21 protein-coding genes and 1 pseudogene are annotated in these 18,960 nt (G+C 43.1%); 20 read left to right on the top strand and 2 right to left on the bottom strand.

Annotation, left to right across the window (positions count from 1 at the left end; all coding sequences use genetic code 11):
• Nucleotides 1-8 precede the first annotated feature (8 nt).
• From DMB88_RS31495 to DMB88_RS22295, 19 genes are all read left to right on the top strand, one after another.
• Complete coding sequence (locus DMB88_RS31495; RefSeq protein WP_254438305.1) at nucleotides 9-1,025, top strand: hypothetical protein; 1,017 nt, start codon at nucleotides 9-11, stop codon at nucleotides 1,023-1,025.
• A complete protein-coding gene (locus DMB88_RS31490; RefSeq protein ID WP_254438304.1) occupies nucleotides 968-1,168 on the top strand; it encodes a hypothetical protein in 201 nt (66 codons plus the stop codon). Before DMB88_RS31495 ends, DMB88_RS31490 begins: the two co-directional genes overlap by 58 nt.
• Nucleotides 1,169-1,220: 52 nt before the next feature.
• Nucleotides 1,221-2,378, top strand: a complete 1,158-nt coding sequence (locus DMB88_RS22370) for a pentapeptide repeat-containing protein (protein ID WP_128103123.1) — start codon at nucleotides 1,221-1,223, stop codon at nucleotides 2,376-2,378.
• Nucleotides 2,354-2,863: an imm11 family protein gene (locus tag DMB88_RS22365; RefSeq protein WP_128103122.1), complete on the top strand. Its 510-nt coding sequence runs from the start codon at nucleotides 2,354-2,356 to the stop codon at nucleotides 2,861-2,863. The genes DMB88_RS22370 and DMB88_RS22365 overlap by 25 nt, the downstream gene beginning before the upstream one ends.
• Nucleotides 2,847-3,476: a hypothetical protein gene (locus DMB88_RS22360; RefSeq protein WP_128103121.1), complete on the top strand. Its 630-nt coding sequence runs from the start codon at nucleotides 2,847-2,849 to the stop codon at nucleotides 3,474-3,476. Before DMB88_RS22365 ends, DMB88_RS22360 begins: the two co-directional genes overlap by 17 nt.
• Before the next feature lie 39 nt (nucleotides 3,477-3,515).
• Nucleotides 3,516-3,893, top strand: coding sequence for a DUF4280 domain-containing protein (locus DMB88_RS22355; protein WP_174715313.1), 378 nt, complete (start codon nucleotides 3,516-3,518; stop codon nucleotides 3,891-3,893).
• Nucleotides 3,894-3,926: 33 nt separating this feature from the next.
• Nucleotides 3,927-6,740: an HNH endonuclease gene (locus DMB88_RS22350; protein ID WP_128103120.1), complete on the top strand. Its 2,814-nt coding sequence runs from the start codon at nucleotides 3,927-3,929 to the stop codon at nucleotides 6,738-6,740.
• Between the two features lie 5 nt (nucleotides 6,741-6,745).
• Nucleotides 6,746-7,183: an SMI1/KNR4 family protein gene (locus tag DMB88_RS22345; RefSeq protein WP_128103119.1), complete on the top strand. Its 438-nt coding sequence runs from the start codon at nucleotides 6,746-6,748 to the stop codon at nucleotides 7,181-7,183.
• Between the two features lie 696 nt (nucleotides 7,184-7,879).
• Nucleotides 7,880-8,008 (top strand): HNH endonuclease, encoded by a 129-nt coding sequence (locus tag DMB88_RS22340; RefSeq protein ID WP_343224519.1) that lies wholly within the window; start codon nucleotides 7,880-7,882, stop codon nucleotides 8,006-8,008.
• Nucleotides 8,009-8,027: 19 nt separating this feature from the next.
• Complete coding sequence (locus tag DMB88_RS22335; RefSeq protein ID WP_128103118.1) at nucleotides 8,028-8,501, top strand: SMI1/KNR4 family protein; 474 nt, start codon at nucleotides 8,028-8,030, stop codon at nucleotides 8,499-8,501.
• A gap of 137 nt (nucleotides 8,502-8,638) precedes the next feature.
• A complete protein-coding gene (locus tag DMB88_RS22330; protein ID WP_128103117.1) occupies nucleotides 8,639-8,962 on the top strand; it encodes a DUF6572 domain-containing protein in 324 nt (107 codons plus the stop codon).
• Between the two features lie 24 nt (nucleotides 8,963-8,986).
• Entirely contained in the window at nucleotides 8,987-9,643 is a 657-nt protein-coding gene (locus tag DMB88_RS22325) for a hypothetical protein (RefSeq protein ID WP_128103116.1), read from the top strand.
• Nucleotides 9,644-9,874: 231 nt separating this feature from the next.
• On the top strand, nucleotides 9,875-10,738 hold the full coding sequence (locus DMB88_RS22320; protein WP_164848767.1) for a transposase: 864 nt from the start codon (nucleotides 9,875-9,877) through the stop codon (nucleotides 10,736-10,738).
• The gene (locus DMB88_RS22315; protein ID WP_128103115.1) at nucleotides 10,739-11,257 is read left to right on the top strand and encodes a hypothetical protein; all 519 of its coding nucleotides are present in this window, start codon (nucleotides 10,739-10,741) and stop codon (nucleotides 11,255-11,257) included. It abuts the gene before it with no gap.
• Nucleotides 11,258-11,576: 319 nt separating this feature from the next.
• Nucleotides 11,577-12,338, top strand: a complete 762-nt coding sequence (locus DMB88_RS22310; RefSeq protein WP_128103114.1) for an exodeoxyribonuclease III — start codon at nucleotides 11,577-11,579, stop codon at nucleotides 12,336-12,338.
• 408 nt (nucleotides 12,339-12,746) lie between these two features.
• Nucleotides 12,747-13,049, top strand: a complete 303-nt coding sequence (locus tag DMB88_RS22305) for a hypothetical protein (protein ID WP_128103113.1) — start codon at nucleotides 12,747-12,749, stop codon at nucleotides 13,047-13,049.
• Between the two features lie 46 nt (nucleotides 13,050-13,095).
• Nucleotides 13,096-13,254: a hypothetical protein gene (locus tag DMB88_RS30335; RefSeq protein ID WP_164848766.1), complete on the top strand. Its 159-nt coding sequence runs from the start codon at nucleotides 13,096-13,098 to the stop codon at nucleotides 13,252-13,254.
• Nucleotides 13,255-13,442: 188 nt separating this feature from the next.
• A complete protein-coding gene (locus DMB88_RS22300) occupies nucleotides 13,443-14,039 on the top strand; it encodes a hypothetical protein (RefSeq protein ID WP_128103112.1) in 597 nt (198 codons plus the stop codon).
• 174 nt (nucleotides 14,040-14,213) lie between these two features.
• Complete coding sequence (locus DMB88_RS22295) at nucleotides 14,214-15,197, top strand: diaminopimelate dehydrogenase (protein WP_128103111.1); 984 nt, start codon at nucleotides 14,214-14,216, stop codon at nucleotides 15,195-15,197.
• Nucleotides 15,198-15,423: 226 nt separating this feature from the next.
• On the opposite strand, the gene DMB88_RS22290 is transcribed toward DMB88_RS22295, so the two are convergent.
• Both DMB88_RS22290 and DMB88_RS22285 read right to left on the bottom strand, forming a co-directional pair.
• Nucleotides 15,424-16,314: a pentapeptide repeat-containing protein gene (locus DMB88_RS22290; protein ID WP_128103110.1), complete on the bottom strand. Its 891-nt coding sequence runs from the start codon at nucleotides 16,312-16,314 to the stop codon at nucleotides 15,424-15,426.
• Between the two features lie 37 nt (nucleotides 16,315-16,351).
• A pseudogene (locus DMB88_RS22285) lies at nucleotides 16,352-17,394 on the bottom strand (LacI family DNA-binding transcriptional regulator).
• Nucleotides 17,395-17,684: 290 nt separating this feature from the next.
• Between DMB88_RS22285 and DMB88_RS22280 the strand changes: the two are divergent.
• Nucleotides 17,685-18,959: a glycoside hydrolase family 140 protein gene (locus DMB88_RS22280; RefSeq protein WP_128103109.1), complete on the top strand. Its 1,275-nt coding sequence runs from the start codon at nucleotides 17,685-17,687 to the stop codon at nucleotides 18,957-18,959.
• Nucleotide 18,960 lies beyond the last annotated feature (1 nt).

The raw sequence follows: 18,960 nt of genomic DNA, 5'->3' as shown, positions 1-18,960 counted from the left end.
TTGATTACGTGACGGAAGGAAAGAAAATTGGCGATTTTGTAATGCAGTATGAAGAGACAGACTGGCAATTCATTCAACGGATGGCTTCCCATTTCTATACGGGGCTGATTGCCGATTCGACGTCAGGGAAGCCCAAGTTCTACTTTGGCGTGCCCGAAGGTCAGTATAAGGGAGAATTCTTGGCTACACATTATATCGCTACCAAACGAATTGCCGATTACCGTTCAGCAATGGAAAATAAGATGCCTGGTGCAAAAGACCTTGATTATATCGTATACGAGGCGGATAGCAGGCAATGGTTTGCTTTGGGATCGGAAGTTCAATTCAAAGGGCGAAGATGGAATGTCGGCGAGGTCACCTCGCGTTTTAAAGATAGCCTGTTGGAGCATACCTATTCATTATTTCCCTTTGAAGGACTGCGGCAAAAGAAGCGCTATAATACGTCCATCATTGGCGCATCGATTCAGGCTAAAGTGCTTCAGGTCAAAGGGGATAAAGTCCGAGCGAAGCTGGATATGGATGAGCAGCAGGATGAGAGTACGGCTTACTATTTTCCGTATTCTACTATTTACGCCTCTGAGAATAATACCGGCTGGTACTGCATGCCTGAGGTGAACGATCATATCCGAATCTATTTTCCGAGTAAAAAAGAAGAAGAAGGCATCGCCATCAGCTCTGTCAAGCGGCAGGATCCTGAACAGGCCGTTAAACCATCAGGCTCGTCTGGAACGACGACAGGAGCATCTCCAAACGGAGGATACTCGGGTGGAAGTTCGGGTGCTTCCAGTCCTAAACGTAGCAGCGTTAGTTCCGCCGGCGCGGGAAGTTCTTCAGAGAGCGTACGGGTAATTCCCCCGCTCCTGTCCCCGAAGATCGGATGGGCAACCCGGACATCAAGACTTTCCGGACGAAGTATGGCAAAGAAATCATGCTTGCTCCGGATAAAATCGTCATTTCTGCAGGAGGCATGTACATTACCGTCAGTGATGAAAGCGGCATTGAGATTGTTAGCGATCAGAATGTGAGTATCACAGCCGGACAGGACGTTGTCATGTCTGGACAAACGATTCGCATTGCTGGCAGTAAAATCGAACTGACCGGTAAGGGCAACACGATTACGTTAGAAGAAGAGCTGAAAATGCATGGATCTGAAATCAAACTGAACTAGTTTCTGGCCATGACAACAAGAACAGTGGCTACCACGTTGGAAAGGAACAACAATGAATAAAGAAGAGGCCTTAACCCACTTCAATCAGGTCGTACTGGAACCTGCCATTCACTATGCTCTTTCAACCCTTAGAACTTATGTTGTGGAACACAGAGAGGAATTAATCCAAGGTTTCGTGGAGTCGATCAGACAGCTATGTATTCAAGCCAAAATGGATCAGGAACAGCAAGGCAAGAGTTCTGTCGCATTCATTCATTGTTCCATGCTAAGAATGTCGCTAGTTAATGGTAGCTATGCCTACCTCTTGGAGGCTTACTCCGAGGACTGGTATTGGGATAGTATCGGATGTTTCCACGAATACGACGCAACATGGGCCTTTGCGCCATTGAACGAACTGCAGGATTCGCTAATTGTAGAAATGAAACGCTATGGAGGAAAGCTGAACGCATCGGATGCAGAACGGATGATCTTGCAAGCGGCAGGACAATTCAATGCCTTCGTTATGACCATCGCCCGAATGGCTGTACCCCATATCTTGAACTTGCCAGAGATGCAAGCATTAGATCGATCAGATCGCTTCCAGATCAGGGTTGGGGAATATAAGGACTATAGTGAACCGGTGCACATCAGGGAAGGCGATCACCGAAATATACAACACCTTCGAAAAAAATTATCAACAGCAGACGGTTTGGAAAATGCTTATGGGGACTATACTTCGCTTTCTTTGCCTGAGGGTTCATTTGATCATGTCGATGTTCGGTATTCGGACTTCAGTGACGCTGACTTTAGGAAATGTAGCTTCATAAATTCCGTTCTCATCGGCACAAAGTGGCACCGAAGCAACCTAAGCGAAACGGATCTTCGCGGAAGCGTGCTCACCGATGCCAGTTTTCGGGGATGTAACCTGAAGGGAGCCAACCTTTCGGAAACCTCGGATGGAGGAAACGGGGATGGATTTGCAACAACTTCGCTGGGACTTCAAGGTATTTCCTTCGAGAGAGCCAATCTAGAAAACGCGGATTTGAGAGGCGCGAACTTGGCTCAAGCCGATTTCAAAGAGGCAAATCTTACAGGTGCACAGGTATGGATTCATGATCGCGATAAGTATGAAGACCAATGGAGCGACAAGCAACTGGCATCGGTACTTTGGGTGGCACTACCCACGCGAGAAGACAAGGAGGGACTATGGTCCAGCAATATTACGAACTGATCGAAGACCAACGAATATTGAATGTATTCAGGCCACCAGTTATAGATACGCCTTATGATGAATTGCCATTCTCTTCAGTTCGGAGGATCGAGCGAAAACCTCATGACGAAATGACCGATTGGATAACAAGGCCTGCCTACTATATGAGCGATCGCATGAAGCGGCTTATGGAGAACGTCGACGAAACGATTCCGTTTAAATCGGTAACCTTTATCAATGAAGAGAACGGCGAACCATTCAGCTACTGGGTTTTTAAACTCTCCAACGCATCCACATTCTCCAAGAAAAGTGTTTTTCATCCGGATGGTTCATTGAAACAACTCGTATTGGATGCGCAAGCGGTGCAGGATCAGCGGATATGGATGTTGGGCGATGTAAGAGAAACGCGTGTACTGGTTCGTCTGGATTTGGCCGAAAGCATTCTCCGACGGGGTTCACAGGCTTTGTATTTCGGAAGGTGGAGATGGAATGAAACCCTATGGTGACGAAGTGCTACTGAAATTAGATCGTAGTATCCGTCTCGCGAAGCGTGCCCAGGAAGACGAGATATTGGAGCTCAATGCATTGACGGAAGAAGAGATCTTCGACGGTGTTAGGCATGGCAATCTCACCCTTCATGGAACATTAATCAGGTTTACTCCACAACAATTTTGGGGGGATGGATTTTTGCTTCCGTTACCAGATGTTTTGGTTCAAGTGCCCCGGGGAAAGTTACAGCAGGATCATAACCGTCAGGGACATGAAGCAGCTATGTGGACAGACGAAATACATGGGATTACCTTCGGTCTAACGAGATTGAACCATCCGCTTGAAGCCAGCCAGGTTGAAGTCATTGGTCATGCCATGACTGAGCAGATGCGAATCCGTAAAAAAGATGCACAGTGGCTTCATGAAGAAACGGTGCATGGAGATCCTCTTGTTATGTTTTACAGTGAATCGATCCAACCATCGGTGCGAGGCATCGCTTACGACATATTCTTCGTAACTTCGGTGGACGGCAGACTGGTTACGGGCAATGTTCGCTTTCCTATGGAACAGCTTCAAATATGGCGACCGATAACAAGGGCTATATTCATGTGTGCTCAGGTCACCGCATAGACGGATGGCCAACACATATTTTGCAGAGGAGGAGAAAACATGTTGCTTCCCATGCTTGTCAAAGCCCTCCTGTCCGGAGGGTTCAGCGGTGAGTTTACGTATGTGGTTCGTGGTGCAGAGATATCCTGCAGTGAGGGCTCGGAACCCGGCGTGCTAAATCTACCGCTTTCTCACGGAATTTATATTAAAGAACAGCCTGTAATGAACGTTGCCGACGTTATACCACTGGCCAACGTGGGACGTTGCGGGTTTTGCAAAGTGGATGGAGCGTTATGTGTGCCAGATACGTTTTTCAACAAATGGACCCAAGGCAAAGAGGACGTGTTAGTGGAGGGGGAGTCAGCTCTTCTTAACAGGTCGGAACTGATCTGTCGCAAGGGTGGAACGATAACAATAAATGAGGACGGACAACTGTAATTAAAAGTAAAAAGGAGAAGAAAGGGGAACGTCGTGCAGAACGAAGAACAATCGACACTGACATACGAGGACATCCTAATCCATTGGCCGTATGGGCCTGTACGATTGGATCGACTACAGTGGATCCAGCAGGCCGGTTCACATGCCCGTTTATCCTTTAGTGGCTGGATCGATGAAGACTGGGAAGAGACCATTCTTCAACAGGCGGGGAGCCACGATCGTGTCGGATTCATTCGAAAAGATAATACGGGACGGGAGATTCCGTTGTTCAAAGGGCAGTTACATGATATTTCCATTGAAGCGTTCAGAGGAATGACTTGTGTAAGAGCGGTGGTCATCTCTCATACCTACGAATTGGACACGTTTCAGCGAACGAGATCCTTTCAAAATGAGAACCTGAGATATCTGGATATTGTCCATCGCGTTATGGACGCGTATCCTGAAGGAGACTATATCGACTATGCCTTGGAGAAAAACAAGACCGGAGTCTTTCTTATGCAGTATCAGGAGACAGATTGGGCATTTTTGAAGCGGATTGCTTCCCACATGGGAGCGGATCTTATCCCTGACGTGACCGCGCACAAACCTCGTTTTTGGATTGGTTATCCGGAAGGTATAAGGAGCTTCGAACTGAAGGAACGGCCGTATGAGAAGGCACGTAATCTGGAGAACTATTTACATACCGTAGCTCATGAGCAGCATCAAGTGAATGAAGAGCAATATACGACGTTTACCTTTAACTTGGGACAGGAACTACAGCCAGGCGACGAAGTATCTTGTGATGGAGCGACGTACCTTATCAACCGCCGCGAAGCAGTCATGGATCGTGGATTGTTACAGTGGACGTATACCTGCGCGTTGCCAACCTTCCATCCTTTGACGAAAAAGTTGCAGACGGATATCATTGGCGCTTCAATAGATGGTAAAATCATTGATGTAAAGCGAAATCAGGTCAAAGTTCACCTTGATATGGATGAAGATCAGCAAGCGGGCGAAGCAAGATGGTTTCCATATGCCGCAGAAGGCAGTCAAGTATGGTACATGATGCCTGAGCCTGGTGCAAAGGTGAAACTGTACTTTCCAAGTGCTGAAGAAGATGAAGCGATGGTCATGCAATCGGTTCGGGAGGAGCCCAAGGAAGCAACGCATGCCGCAAAAAGCAGCAAGGTGATGCAAGATCCTGGCGTCAAGTCGTTTGGAAATCCCCAAGGAAAGTCATTTACGCTCGGAGACAGTGAGTTGGTCATGACTGCTCAAGAGGGCTCATTATACATTTCCATGGCGGCGGGTAACGGGGTGACCTTAAACAGTACGACGCATATCCAGATTCAATCGATGGGAGACGTTAACATTAGCGGTGGGAATGTCTCGCTCACCGGGGCTGAGGGTCTCTTCATTCAAACAGCAACCGATCATGTGGAATTAGTCGAAGAGGTAAACGGCAAGAGTGAGAAGGTGCTGCTTGAAGCAGAGATTCATCGTTCATTTGAGATGATTGAGTCGGCATTCGACCAAGCTTTGGCAAGCATGGGAGAAGCAGTATTGAAGCAAGAACGCTTAGCGCGCAATTGGGAGCTTAGGCACCAAAGCGAACTGAATCGCAACATTGATGAAGGCAAGAGCTTGCTCCGCATGGTAGGAGATGTCGCGGACATCTTATATACCGGACTCGAAGGCCCCGATCAAGTCCGAGCCACGTATAGTAGCTTCAAAGATGGTGGATATGTCGGCCCGTTAGAGGAGAGGAATGCAACGTGGCAAGGTCTAGTCAAGACATGGGACTATGCAAGCGATGTGGTGACACTTCAAAAGTCTTGGGGTGAGCTCGGGAATGACGCCTTAGGGGTTGCGAGTGAATTCATCACTCCTCTCATGAACCAGGCCAAAAAGGATCCGATCACCATGCTGACGTTCACCGAAGAAGAGAGTAAACAGGCGGGTGTCTCGGATGCGGAAGCTAATTTAGCTCAGCTCGACATTGCAGGAATGGCGCTAGGAGGCAGTTCGCTAGTCAAGAAAAGCGCCATGAAAATCAATAAATTGGGACGTAAGTCGGACCATGGAGATGGTTCGGGGCCAAAAGGTTTCCTTCATGGAGATGGAGATGGCCCAGATGGTGCCGCTGCTGTAATAAAAGATGGGAAATTCAAGACCAATGCGGCATTACTTCCTCCATCTCTGAATGAGTTGGGCGAGCTCATCGCTAAAGCGGTGGGGAAAATGACGGAAGGTGCTGCGGCCAGTATCCCGTGGCGTATTAGGTACGTACAATTACCCGACGGTGGGAACGTACCAGTCATTATGAAGATGGACAGACAGGGTTCATCAGGTAACCGTAAGGAAGACCTCAAGGGTGGAACTGAGGGGACGGGTAAAAAGACAGGGAAGTTAGACCTATCAGATTTCACTAAAGAAATAATGAAAACAAAACCTATGAACTCACGAGTTCCAAAAAAATGGTATGATAAGGGAGGAACTATTTCAATTGATGAGAATGGAACTTGGACATATACTAACAAAAATGGAATTTCAGTAAGTTATCCAGGCGGCTACCCTGATTTTTCACCATACTATCATCCTACTGTGGCACCAGTAACCATAAAAGTTTCATCTCCAAAAAATAATCATAAAGATTTCGAGAACGCAAATAAAGAAGCGGGCTTAAGTAAAGATTCTGATCCACCAGTGCCGAGTAAAAATGAACCCCCTGATGGATATACATGGCATCATCATGAAGATGGTAAGACTATGGTTTTAGTGGAAGAAGATATTCATGACGAATTCAAACATATTGGTGGGCAATCTAAGGTCAATGGTAAAAACAAAACAAAAAATAGTGAGGAGTAGTTTCTATGGCTGAAGTTGTACGAGTACATGATAAGGTATCTTTAGAGCAAATAGAAAATTTTGAGAATACTACAAATATCAAATTACCTACGTTATATAGAGATTTTTTATTAGAATATAATGGGGGGCGTGTTCAACCGAATGTCTTTAAAATCTCCTCGGATGAGGGTGAAAGTGCATTAAATATATTTTATGGAATTGGCAGCATGAGAAGTAATCTAGAAAAAAAATTTGATTTTTTTGATGATATATTGGAAATTGGCTTTATTCCTATTGCTAGTGATTCAGGTGGTAACCAGGTTTGTTTAGGTGTTACTGAAGAGTTCTATGAGCAGATTTATTTCTGGATACATGATGAAGAGTATGATGAGGCTATGGAAAACATGTTTTTTTTGGCGAAGAATATTAATGAGTTTATTGGTAGTTTGTACGACACCGAATAGAGTTTCTGTTCAAACAGGAGAAGCAAAGTTGCTCAATTCTTAAATCAGTATGATTGGCGGCTCAATTCGAGAAATTCAGTTATGATTGAAGTTTCAGCTCCTGTGCTAGTAGCATAAACTAACTAGATATTCGCTCATAGTCATTAGATCTTAGTAATATAGACAAGTACTTGCCTCGACTATAATTGGGGAAATACACAAAAAATGGATGAGTTAAAAGAAGATTAGCGCTGTCCAATGGTGACGTGGCAGTTAAGACCTGTATAAAAAAGAAACCCCGCACAACGGCGGGGGACAGGTTAGCTAAACAACGGTTAATATTACAGTAGTAATCGATATGATCGTCGAAAGAGATTTCTTCATTTCTGTTGTACGTACATCAAATGCTTTAATTTTATAACTTGAATAACGCTATTCCAATACATCTAGCAGGTTGATAATGGTCAGATACCACCATGATCGACCTGTTTTTTGTAATGTTCGCTTTCTCACCGATTTATAAAATTCTTCGTAACTGTAGTATACTTCGCCTCGATTGGGAAGATGAAAAGACAAAGCATCATTCGGGGTAGTTAGCCCGACCATTAATCATGTCAAGACTTAGCTGCAACTTGTACGTAATGACAGGATTGCTTGCCGCGATGGTTATCGTGAAAGAACAATTTGAGGATTGTGTATGAGGTTTAGTTATACAAGATCCATCAAAAAAATAATTTTCATTCTGAAATTAACGGTAGAATGGAACTAGTACCTTTTGGTATACATAATTCCATAAATCATAAAGGTGGAAGAGCTCCTGGTGGTTGGGCGCACGCTAAAAGATAAAATATAGGGAGAGAAAAAGATGAGAATGGATATTAATACAGTTGTTCTACCATTACCGAGCGATGAATTATTAGATGTAGTCGAACGAAGCTTGAGAGTTTCATTTCCCGAAGCTTATAGAATCTTTATTAAGGAGAATAATGGAGCTGTACCAATCACTAATGTTTTTAGTTTTAATCAGCATAAATATCTTATTGAGAAATTTTTGTGTGTACTAGATGACAGTGAGTCTGATCCCATAAATGGTTGGTATGATATTGAGGTTACTATTACACAAATAGGGGATAGATTAACTGACAATGAAGATTTAGTCGGAATGAATGTAGTCCCGATCGCAGCGCTTTTTTCAGGAGATTTTATTTGTTTAGATTTCAGAGAAACAAAAGAGCCTACAGTAGTTATTTGGTTTCATGAAGAGTCTGAGGAATTTTCTCCTGTGATACAAATGGTTGCCTGTAATATAACTGAATTTTTTGAAATGCTAAAAGAGTAGAGCTTTTTTAGTTGATGTTAAGGTACTATAAATTGCCCATCCTGTGCCGAAAGAGTCTGGGGGCTGATTTCAAAAGATTGATTTCATCGATCCTCTCATCCGATCACCATGCTAACGTTAACCGAAGAGAGATGCAAATGTCAGTATTGGATAAAAATAAAATAGATGGAATTGGAAAGGGTAAAAATGAAAATAAGTTAGCGTTAATGATTGCAGACCATTTAGATTGGGAAAATGAACTCCAACACTTAACATTTTTGCAAGACAAAATTAATGCATATATATCATTTATTGAAAGTGGGCAAGCCTATAGCATCTATCCAGATGCTAAGTCAGTAGATGGGTTTATTTTTGATTTAAGATTTAAATATAAACCAACTGAGAATTGCAATAGAATGTTGGATGTATTTAGAAATAATATTCAAGATTTGAGAATCGAGTTTAAAATATATGAATCCTAGATTACTTGTATTTGGGGTGAAAGTATGAAATCAAACGAAGTATTTGATAATGTATGTAGTTTAATATCTGAAAAGTATATAAATAGTGGTTGGAAATATTCTAAGTCAGGTCATTGGATGACAAAAAAAGACGGGAATTTCATGTGTAAGATATTTTTTTATACAAGTTGGAATAATATATCAGATAAAAATGTAGCATTTTATGGTGAATGTGCAATTATCCCATTAAAATCAAAAGATAAAATATTTCATAATAATACCCGTCAAAGTAATGTACCAAAAGGTCATTTATATTGGAACATAGCAAATGAAGAAGATTGGGATCGGACAATTGAAGAATTTACTAGTTGGTTAGATAGCTCGTTCATGCCAATTGTAGAAAGCTGTATGAATGACCTAGAAAACTTTGTGAAACAAGTTGCTATGAGAGGATTTTATCCTTCAAATGGTTATGTGGTTGATATTAATTTTATATTAACTCATGGTTCTCGTAAATTAGCAGAAGAAGCCACTAAAAGGTACTATGCAAGTTTAGATGAGCCCATAAAAAAAGAATTTAAAGAAAATTATGAGAGTATGATAAATGGTAATGAGGCCGTGAGTGCGTACGGTAATAATATGATGAGGAATTATTCTAATTTTAGAACTATACTAGAAAATAATATAGCTGTGACGTTATAACAAATTAAATTATTAATATCGTTTGCGATAATTGGTAATCCAGTTATCGCTTTTTGTTATGCCAAATAGCTTTACAACCTAGGGGACGGGATATTCTGATAAGTTACCGAGTCAAGGTACGGTTGACGCAGGTATAAATGGAGCACCAAAAGTAGATGCAGGAAAGCAAGGTGCATATTCCATATAATGGTAATAACGTTTCAACCAATTCGCAGTGGCTTGAAGAATCAAATGCATCAACAGTTAAGTTATCACTATCCGTCTTACAAGAAGTCCTTTTGTGACATTGACGGTAAATCCGCCCTTGCTTTTTGGGAGAAGTATCCTGCACCGCATCAGGCGTTGACGGTGGGGGTAGATGAACTGGCGGAGTATTTACGTGAAGCAAATCATAACACCTTTTCCACCCGTAAGGCAGAAGGAATACTGGAATTGGTGAAGCAGGATGGCGAGACGAAGCGGAAATTCCAAGAATACGGAGACTTCCTCATCGTCAACATGGTGGGGGACATGCGAAGAAGTCGGGAACTCATCAAGTATATTGAGGAACAGCTTTGGGTCGTATTGGCACAGACTGATTACAGGCTAGAGTCGATGGATGGAATTAGCACCGTTACAGCGGCGGAACTGATTGCTGAAATCGGAGATATTCGTCCCTTCTCCAATGCCGACAAGTTAGCCCGTTTTACCGGAATCGTTCCTGTCCGCTTTAGTTCGGGCGGCAAGGGAAAAGACCATGCCAGTGGACAAGGAAATCGTGTACTGAATGCCATCTTTCATAACCTATCCGTTCAGCAAATCCAAGTCGATGGTATTGGTCCACGAAAAAGTCCAGATTTCATAATTGAAGGACAAGTGTTTGATTGTTATGCTCCTGAATCAACTAATCTAAGTACTATTAGTAAAATGCTCAGAGATAAAACCACAAATCAAGCAAGGAGAATAGTGTTGAATTTAAATGATTATCCTTTTGAAAAAAGAACTGAACTTATAGAGTTTATATTAGGTCAGACTCACAAGGATTTAAAACATTTAAATGAACTATTAGTCATTGAAGGCCGTCAAGTAACTAGAGCATATTGGAGGTATGAGTAAGTGGATTATTCGTTAAGTATTGGTTCTGATTTTCCTAAAGAAGAATTGAGCAAATTGCTGTATAGTATGTTATGCGAAGTATTATTTGTAGAATTAATTGATTATGAGGCAGAAGTATGGGACAGATCCTATACTCACAGCGTAAGTGTTGGTTGCACATATTTTTCAATGAGCATTAATTTAGATGATGATGAGGACTATACAGAACGTTATCGGAAGGCAAATCTTGAAGCGTATGGTGTAGATACGAATGTTTTTATTAGTATTCAATTTAAAACGCATACGATTGAAATCGGATGGCTAAAACTACTTGAAGTCGTTGGAAAACTATTGAATTTAAACAATCTGGATTTGGTTGTTGAGGATCAAACTGCGTGCCCTCTATTTAAAAGAATTAAAGGGCGTTTGATTATTAATAGCAATTTAGATTATAGAGCATGGTATCTGACGAAAGAAAATCTAGCACTATTGAATTATCCTTATGAAGAAGAGGATTTTCTAGAAAATAGTGAAGCATAAACACCTCTAAAGTTATCTCCAGATCTTACGATATGGTCGAATTCTCTTGGAGGTGTTTCAATTTGTCTAACTTTATGGGTCACTTTCCACTTGAACCTGCATGATAACATGAAGTTTTTTTTAAGTGTCTACCTAAAAAGAAAATACCATTTTAAGGTACAATGTTTTGTTCCCACACAAATGAATAGATATTCATAAATATTTCTTATTCGCTCTGATAATACGTAAATCGCAATCAAACAGAAATCGAATATGCCTGATCACCTTGTCCTTGCGAATTCGCCCATGCTATATTGGAGAGATGTGAGGAGATGAGGATATGAAATTAGTGTCCTGGAATGTAAATGGATTACGGGCATGTGTGACCAAGGGATTTATGGATTATTATCAGGAGAGCCAGGCTGATATTTTCTGTGTGCAAGAGACGAAGCTACAGGCAGGCCAGATCGAGATGGATCTGGGTGAGGATGTATATCAATACTGGAATTATGCGATCAAAAAAGGCTATTCCGGCACGGCTGTATTTACTCGGATCAAGCCACTTTCCGTCTGGTATGGGATGGAGGAAGACAGTGAGCCGGAAGGTCGAATGATTACACTGGAGTTTGATGAATTTTATCTGGTGAATGTGTATACACCTAATGCAAAGCGTGACCTGACCCGATTACCTTACCGTCTCGAATGGGAGGATCGTTTCCTGAAATACCTTCAACAGTTGGAAGCGAACAAACCGGTTATCGTATGCGGTGACCTGAATGTGGCCCATCAAGAGATTGACCTGAAGAATCCGAAGCCCAATATGGGCAATTCAGGGTTCACATTAGAAGAGCGAGGTAAAATGACGGACTTGCTCGCGACAGGATATGTGGATAGTTTCCGTCACCTGTATCCGGATCGCACGGATGTGTATAGCTGGTGGTCGTATATGCCAAAGGTTAGAGAACGGAACGTTGGCTGGCGTATCGATTATTTTCTGGTATCGAATCAACTGGTCTCAAAAGTCAAGGATGCACACATCGACTGCCATGTGATGGGCAGCGATCATTGTCCTGTCGGGCTAACATTAAATTGTAAAGGTTGAACTAGACATTTACACAAGAACGGAGAGGACAGAAATAACGTGAAGAAGCGAAGCGTTCGCCTTTATCCCCGGATTTTCCCTTAGAAAAAGGGAATCAGAAAAATCTGGGGATAACAGCGATCGGAATGTTGTTCTGTCATTGGAGTGGTCAGTGTAAATATTTTAGTTCAATCGCAATAATTCGAATGCAATATGCCGCAAGTTTCCTAGGAGTGACGGGAACTTGCGGTTTTTTAGTTCTTTTCAACGATCCCGGGCAGGATTACATACTAGACTAAAGTTGGGGATTAGACTAGGCTCTGGATCGTTTCTTGCCATGAGAACATGGGTTAGGATTAATACATACATAAGGAGTCTTGGCTTAGCATGGATTCGGAACGGATATCAAGTTGCATGGGGAGGACGAGAATGGATAGATTGCTGGGTAGAGGTATTCGAATTGTTGGCGGTGTGATGGTTGTAACAGGTGTTCTGTTATTTGTCGGGGCGGGCTACATGGTGGTGCAGGACGTTCAAACGAGGCAGGCTTATCTGCCAACGGAAAGAATAGATGAGTTTAACAGGGGTCATGTACAAGTGAATACATCTAGGACGTTACATTCAGGTGGAATAAGGCTTGCTTCTGATCCAGAAGATTCAACCTTGGTTGAAGAGTTTACACAAGTTTATGAGCATCTGAAATCTTCACTGAACCTGGAGTTATATGAATAAGCGAATTGTGGCTTGATTGAATCATAGCCGAGAAGGAGGAAGAGGGATGAAGGTAAAGGTGATGGGCGGATTCCTAGCTTGGTTTCTGGTCAGCTTCTTACTATCCATCGCAGCACTATCTGTCATGATGCTGTATGCCTCAACGTACGTTGAAGCAGCTTCATATATACATTCATCACATCTTCTTACGATGAGTTCATCGTAATGATTGTAGGATAGGATTTCTTAGGTTTCTTAGATCTTTAATTAGGGTAAGGGGGTGGAGAGATAACCAAATAATGAATGTAGATGTGGGTTAAGTCAACTCAAGGATAAGTCCACATTACATCGACTGAGCAGAATATGTATACGATATTGCTTAGTCCAACATACACAACATAAGGAGTGAACATAATGAAAATACCTCAGAAGCATCTCATGATGTGTGCTGCTGTAGCAATGGTTATTGCCCTAAGTGCTTGTAGCGGCAGGACAGAACAGCCAGCACAGGATACAGGACAGGTGAATTCTGAATCATCGGAGTCAGCGGGTGAAGTGAATAATGAGGCGAATAACGAAGCAACCACAGCGGAAGTGAGTTCCCCGGATGGTACAGCGGAGATTGTGGATACCGATGAGCAGACCACTTCCGAGGCTGGTGGAGATAACGTAGCAGCAGAAGGTACTCAAGAGTTACCTGAAGTTTTGCCAACAGACTTCCCTATGCCAGATGATGCTCGTATTCAACTAGCCAACTCTGGTGACAATGATGGTAAGAAGACAGCTATGGTGATCTACACCACGGAGCAGGATATGAAGACAGTCTCCAAGATGTATAAGGACTATTTCGAAGCCAAAAAATTAACCGATGCAGGTCAGACATTGGATGACAAAAACATTATTATTCAAGGGACTGATCCTGAAACGAAGCAGCAATGGTCATTGATTGGCGGAGCCCTGGCGAGCAAGGAAGGTACGATTGAGCTTACACTTACGTGGGCTGAATCTTGATAGCTGGAACAACTCAATATGGAACATATGATACATCATGCCTTACATTGTTGGTGGCGCTGTTGCCACATAAATGTAAGGTTTTTTTCATTTAGAACTGGAAACGCAACAGGTTACATGGTATGTTATATCTTTATAGAAAGATAGACAACTACTGACGAAGACAGGAGAGGATTGAACATGGTTAAAGTGGGTATTGTGGGTTACGGTAACTTGGGTAGAGGCGTTGAGAAAGCAATTAAGCAAAACTATGATATGGAACTGGTTGCTATATTTACACGCCGTGATCCAGAGCAGATGGTAGGCGAAGATACATCCGCTCGTTTCGAACATATCTCTGCCGCTGAGCAATACATAGGCAAAATTGATGTGATGTTGCTGTGTGGAGGTTCGGCTACAGATCTTCCGGAGCAGACACCTGTCATTGCACGTCTATTCAACACGGTAGATAGCTTCGATACACATGCGAAAATCCCTGAATTCTATGCAGAGGTTAATGCCGCTGCCGAGCAAGGTGGACATGTAAGTGTCATCTCTACGGGCTGGGATCCAGGATTGTTCTCTATGAATCGTCTGTTGGCACAATCCATTCTGCCTGAAGGTAAAGAATATACATTCTGGGGAACTGGCGTTAGCCAAGGTCACTCCGATGCGATTCGTCGTGTACCAGGTGTCAAAGCCGGAGTTCAGTACACTGTACCTGTAGAAGAAGTAATTAACCGTATTCGTGCAGGTGAAACGCCAGAGTTGTCTACGCGTGAGAAACATTTGAGACAATGTTACGTTGTGGCTGAAGCAGGAGCGAACGAGGATGAGATCCGTGAAACGATTGTATCCATGCCGAACTATTTTGCTGACTATGATACAACGGTAACCTTTATTACGGAAGAGCAATTGAAAGCTGAACACGAAGGTATGCCGCATGGTGGATTCGTGATTCGCAGTGGAGTAACGGGTACAGCTTCCAAGCAAATTATTGAATTTGGCTTGAAATTGGATAGCAACCCTGAGTTCACAGCAAGTGTACTGGTTGCATATGCAAGAGCTGCACATCGCCTGAGCGCTGAAGGTCACAAAGGTGCCAAAACAGTGTTTGATATTCCACTGGGTCACCTGTCTCCTAAATCCGCTGAAGAGCTTCGTCGTGATCTGCTCTAATCAACGAGTTTAGACTTTATGGAAAAAAGAGCTTTACCACCATACTCACGCTTGAACAGAGTAGGGGCGGGTGAAGTTCATACAAAAGAGCCCGTCCTTCGCTTGATTGAAGGACGGGCTCTTATTTGTCTCATCAGGTCATCAGACAGTGCTGCTGAGTTTCATATGGCTGTTATGGGGTTCGTACCTCTCAAGATAAGCATGTATGCATGCGATACACTTAATCTTATGCAGTCCAGTGCTCAGGCGTTTTCACATGAGAGGGCAGCTTTGTCGCGTTATTTCCCTTGGCTGAGTTAAGCTGTGACTGTGTTAGAAAAAGACTGCCTCTCAGATCCGCCCCACCAAGATCTGCATCGCGTAAGTCCGCACCTATGAAGTCAGCTGTTCTTAGGTCTGCATTGCGAAGATCAGCCGCGATCATAAGCGCTCCCCTGAAGCTGTTACCACGAAGATCTGCTCCTTTGAGGTTGGCGCCTAGATAGTCCATTCCACCGGCACGTTTATTTATTTTGGACTTCGATTTGGATTTTCCATGACCTGATGACTTATCTGCTTGTTTCATGCTGGAGGTCGCTTGGGTACGGATCATCTCGCTTCCTTGCAGCAAGAGCTCGCTTATACTGGCTCGGTGAGTCGGGATATCCAGCCGTAAAATGGCTGCCGGCTCCAGTAATGTGAGTTGCTCTGTTTCTTGATATTTTTCACGGAGACGTAAATGGATCGATTTTGTTTCAGGATACGCCAGCATCTCATTCACATAGCTCATCATTTCCTGTAGCTGTCTCATGACAGGTAGGCAGTCGAACATCTCTGAAGCAAGCTCGGGGTGATTTCGCCAGTCCTTACCTGCATATGTAAGCTGTGAGAGCTTCTGTCCCGCTCCAAAACAATCGTATACCGTACAACCTTTAAATCCTTTTTGTCTAAGTTCTGTATGGATGCCGCATCGATTATCGTTGCGGAGGTTCGGACAAGGCGTGCCACTGGATTTATCAAAAGCAAAATCGGAAGATTTGCCATACGGCAGTGCCACACAGCATAAGCCAAAACATTGCTCGCAGTCTGCGCTCAGATGCAGGGGTGCCTCCGTGTTGACGAAGGATTGGTTAGACATTATTGTACACTTCCTTTAAGAGGATGTTCAAAAAACGTTACTTTTGATTTTTGACCACAACAGGTATGCAAGATCTTCGCTCAACAATCTCGGTATTCACAACTATTTGGACTGCATTTGCATCCGTATGATCGATCTTTTCCATCAATAGCTTCACAGCGCTCTTGGCTAACATATCCTTTTTGACATGCACGGTGGTTAATTCGGGGCTGATAACTTTGGCTTCAAAGATATTATCAAACCCCATCACCGACACATCTTCAGGCACACGCACGCCTATATTCTGTAGTGATTTAATCGCACTGATGGCAATGTAATCATTCTCGCAAAATATAGCTGTAGGTAACTCCGCCAGCTGTTGAATCGACTGTTGGAATCCCTCCTGTGGCATAACGCGCATGGGATGCATATCGAAAAATAATCCATCCTCTACCGCGAGCTGATGCTCACGAAGAGCGGCGTTAAAGCCTTCTTCCCTTTGCGCGAAATTGACGATGCGTGTATGCGACCGAACATAACCTATTCGACGGTGTCCAAGTTTAATTAAATGTTGACCTGCTTGATAACCACCAAGCTTGTTATTAATGGAGATAAAGCTTGCATCCATATATTCAAAGCACGTATCCAAAATGACCACATTAGCATGATGAGATCGTATAGGCTCGATCATATCTGGCGTGAGATTGGTACCTAATAGCAGAATGCCAGCGGATGGCTGATCCTTTTCCAAGGCCAGTAATTCATGATGTAGATTCTGTATATCAATGGAAGAGATGACCAAGGTATTCCCATGCTGCTTCACTTGATCGGTAATATGATGAATTAACTCATTGAAAAAAGGTAATGAATCATAATGTTCGGTAACGATGTCTGCATTTTTACAGGCGACAAAACGGATAATGGCATGAGGTTTCTGAATTTCCTTATCGGACTTCAATGTTCTCGGTCTATACCCGTGTGCCTGAGCAATATCTAATATATGTTCTCGGGTCTGTTCACTAACCCAGGTTTATTGTTAAACGCAAGTGAGACCGCAGCCTTCGATACCCCCGCAAGCCGCGCAATATCATCAATTTTCAATATACAACCTCCTAAATGGCCTGCATGTCCTAAGTATACCATGAATTAAGCTGAAATTTTAGCTCATAACTAAACTAAACTTAACTAAAATGCGAAGGTTTAAACTAAAATTGTGATTGACTGTTTATCTTTGTGATGCTAATATTCAATTGTGAAACGCATTCATTAAGCTTAAAGATCTTATTATTATGTTTAAATTACTAAAATAAACTAAACAAAATAAATTATATGGGTTAATTGTTAAGTTTAGTTCCTGGTGAATCTACTAAAGTGAAAGGACGGATGAGAAGATGAGCGCAACGATATCGATGAACGGAAGAAGTTTTGAGGAACAGGGCAGTCCCTTCTTTTACTTGGCAGATACGGTGTGGAGTGCATTTACCAATGCCACATTAGAAGAATGGGAAGAGTATCTCGATTATCGCAAAATGCAGGGCTTTAATGTGCTGCAAATGAATGTGTTAAGCCAATGGGATGCAAGTGGATCTGATCTGGATTGGGAGCCGTTCGCTCTTCAGGAGGATGGTTCGTACGATTACAGTCAGTTGAATGAAGCTTATTTTGATCGGGCAACAGAGATGGTACGTATGGCGGTTGAGCGAGGCTTCACACCTGCACTGGTTCTATTGTGGTGTAACTATGTACCAGATACATGGGCAACTCCGTTCCAGCAAGGGAATAAAATGCCGCTGGAGGTTGTAGAACCGTATGTAACTTATGCGGTGAAGCGATTCTCGGCGTTTAATCCGATCTATCTGGTGAGCGGGGATACGGATTTTCCATCCGAATTGGCTAATCGTTATTATCAAACCGCACTGGACACGGTAAAACGAATCAGTCCATCCAGCGTAGCTACTCTGCACATACAGGGAAGACTTCGGGAGATTCCAGAGGTGTTCATGAATCATGAAGGACTTGATTTTTATATGTATCAGTCCGGGCACAATTCCGAATTCCAACATTATTCACATGAGATTGCAGAGCATTTTTACAACCTTACTCCGGAGCGTCCTGTTATTAACGGTGAACCCTGTTATGAACAGATTAGCTACAGTCGTAATGTCTATGGACGTTATTCGGCGCTGGATGCTCGCCGAGCAGCATGGCAGAGCCTGCTTGCAGGAGGTGCAGCAGGCGTGACGTATGGTGCGCACGGGATCTGGAGCTGGCATAAAAAAGGGCAGAATTTTGGCATTGTGGAAGGCGAGGGCTTCGATAGTCCATACGACTGGAGAGCGGCGTTACGATTTGAAGGAGCATGGGATTATTCATTCATTAAATATGTATTTGATATGTACAATCTGGTCGGGGTGAAGCCGCTAGATATCGTACTGAACCAGACTAAGGAGATTCGGGCAGCAGGTAATGAAGATACCGTGATCCTGTATGTGCCAGTGAATACGAAGGTACGATTAGATTTCGAAGCAGAAGCGTATTCGTTCACTACGATTGATCTCATGCATCGTCGTTTTGCACGAACAGAAGCGTATCGCGAGAATGGATATAGTGTGTTGCCGATGCACGAATTTGAGCATGATGTGGTCATCATTGGCACCAAAAAATAAA

Source organism: Paenibacillus sp. DCT19, from assembly GCF_003268635.1.
Classification (GTDB): domain Bacteria; phylum Bacillota; class Bacilli; order Paenibacillales; family Paenibacillaceae; genus Paenibacillus.
Note: the sequence above shows the minus strand (reverse complement) of the source record. Positions and strands in the feature narration are given on the sequence as shown.

Excerpts from the sequence above, each read along its gene's own strand:
- DMB88_RS30335 (WP_164848766.1), top strand. The coding sequence starts at position 13,096 with ATGAAGGTAAAGGTGATGGGCGGATTCCTAGCTTGGTTTCTGGTCAGC.
- DMB88_RS22300 (WP_128103112.1), top strand. The coding sequence starts at position 13,443 with ATGAAAATACCTCAGAAGCATCTCATGATGTGTGCTGCTGTAGCAATG.
- DMB88_RS22280 (WP_128103109.1), top strand. The coding sequence starts at position 17,685 with ATGAGCGCAACGATATCGATGAACGGAAGAAGTTTTGAGGAACAGGGC.
- DMB88_RS22325 (WP_128103116.1), top strand. The coding sequence starts at position 8,987 with ATGAAATCAAACGAAGTATTTGATAATGTATGTAGTTTAATATCTGAA.
- DMB88_RS22355 (WP_174715313.1), top strand. The coding sequence starts at position 3,516 with ATGTTGCTTCCCATGCTTGTCAAAGCCCTCCTGTCCGGAGGGTTCAGC.
- DMB88_RS22370 (WP_128103123.1), top strand. The coding sequence starts at position 1,221 with ATGAATAAAGAAGAGGCCTTAACCCACTTCAATCAGGTCGTACTGGAA.
- DMB88_RS22305 (WP_128103113.1), top strand. The coding sequence starts at position 12,747 with ATGGATAGATTGCTGGGTAGAGGTATTCGAATTGTTGGCGGTGTGATG.
- DMB88_RS22335 (WP_128103118.1), top strand. The coding sequence starts at position 8,028 with ATGAGAATGGATATTAATACAGTTGTTCTACCATTACCGAGCGATGAA.
- DMB88_RS22330 (WP_128103117.1), top strand. The coding sequence starts at position 8,639 with ATGTCAGTATTGGATAAAAATAAAATAGATGGAATTGGAAAGGGTAAA.
- DMB88_RS22290 (WP_128103110.1), bottom strand. The coding sequence starts at position 16,314 with ATGTCTAACCAATCCTTCGTCAACACGGAGGCACCCCTGCATCTGAGC.
- DMB88_RS31490 (WP_254438304.1), top strand. The coding sequence starts at position 968 with ATGTACATTACCGTCAGTGATGAAAGCGGCATTGAGATTGTTAGCGAT.
- DMB88_RS22360 (WP_128103121.1), top strand. The coding sequence starts at position 2,847 with ATGAAACCCTATGGTGACGAAGTGCTACTGAAATTAGATCGTAGTATC.
- DMB88_RS22365 (WP_128103122.1), top strand. The coding sequence starts at position 2,354 with ATGGTCCAGCAATATTACGAACTGATCGAAGACCAACGAATATTGAAT.
- DMB88_RS22320 (WP_164848767.1), top strand. The coding sequence starts at position 9,875 with ATGCATCAACAGTTAAGTTATCACTATCCGTCTTACAAGAAGTCCTTT.
- DMB88_RS22345 (WP_128103119.1), top strand. The coding sequence starts at position 6,746 with ATGGCTGAAGTTGTACGAGTACATGATAAGGTATCTTTAGAGCAAATA.
- DMB88_RS22310 (WP_128103114.1), top strand. The coding sequence starts at position 11,577 with ATGAAATTAGTGTCCTGGAATGTAAATGGATTACGGGCATGTGTGACC.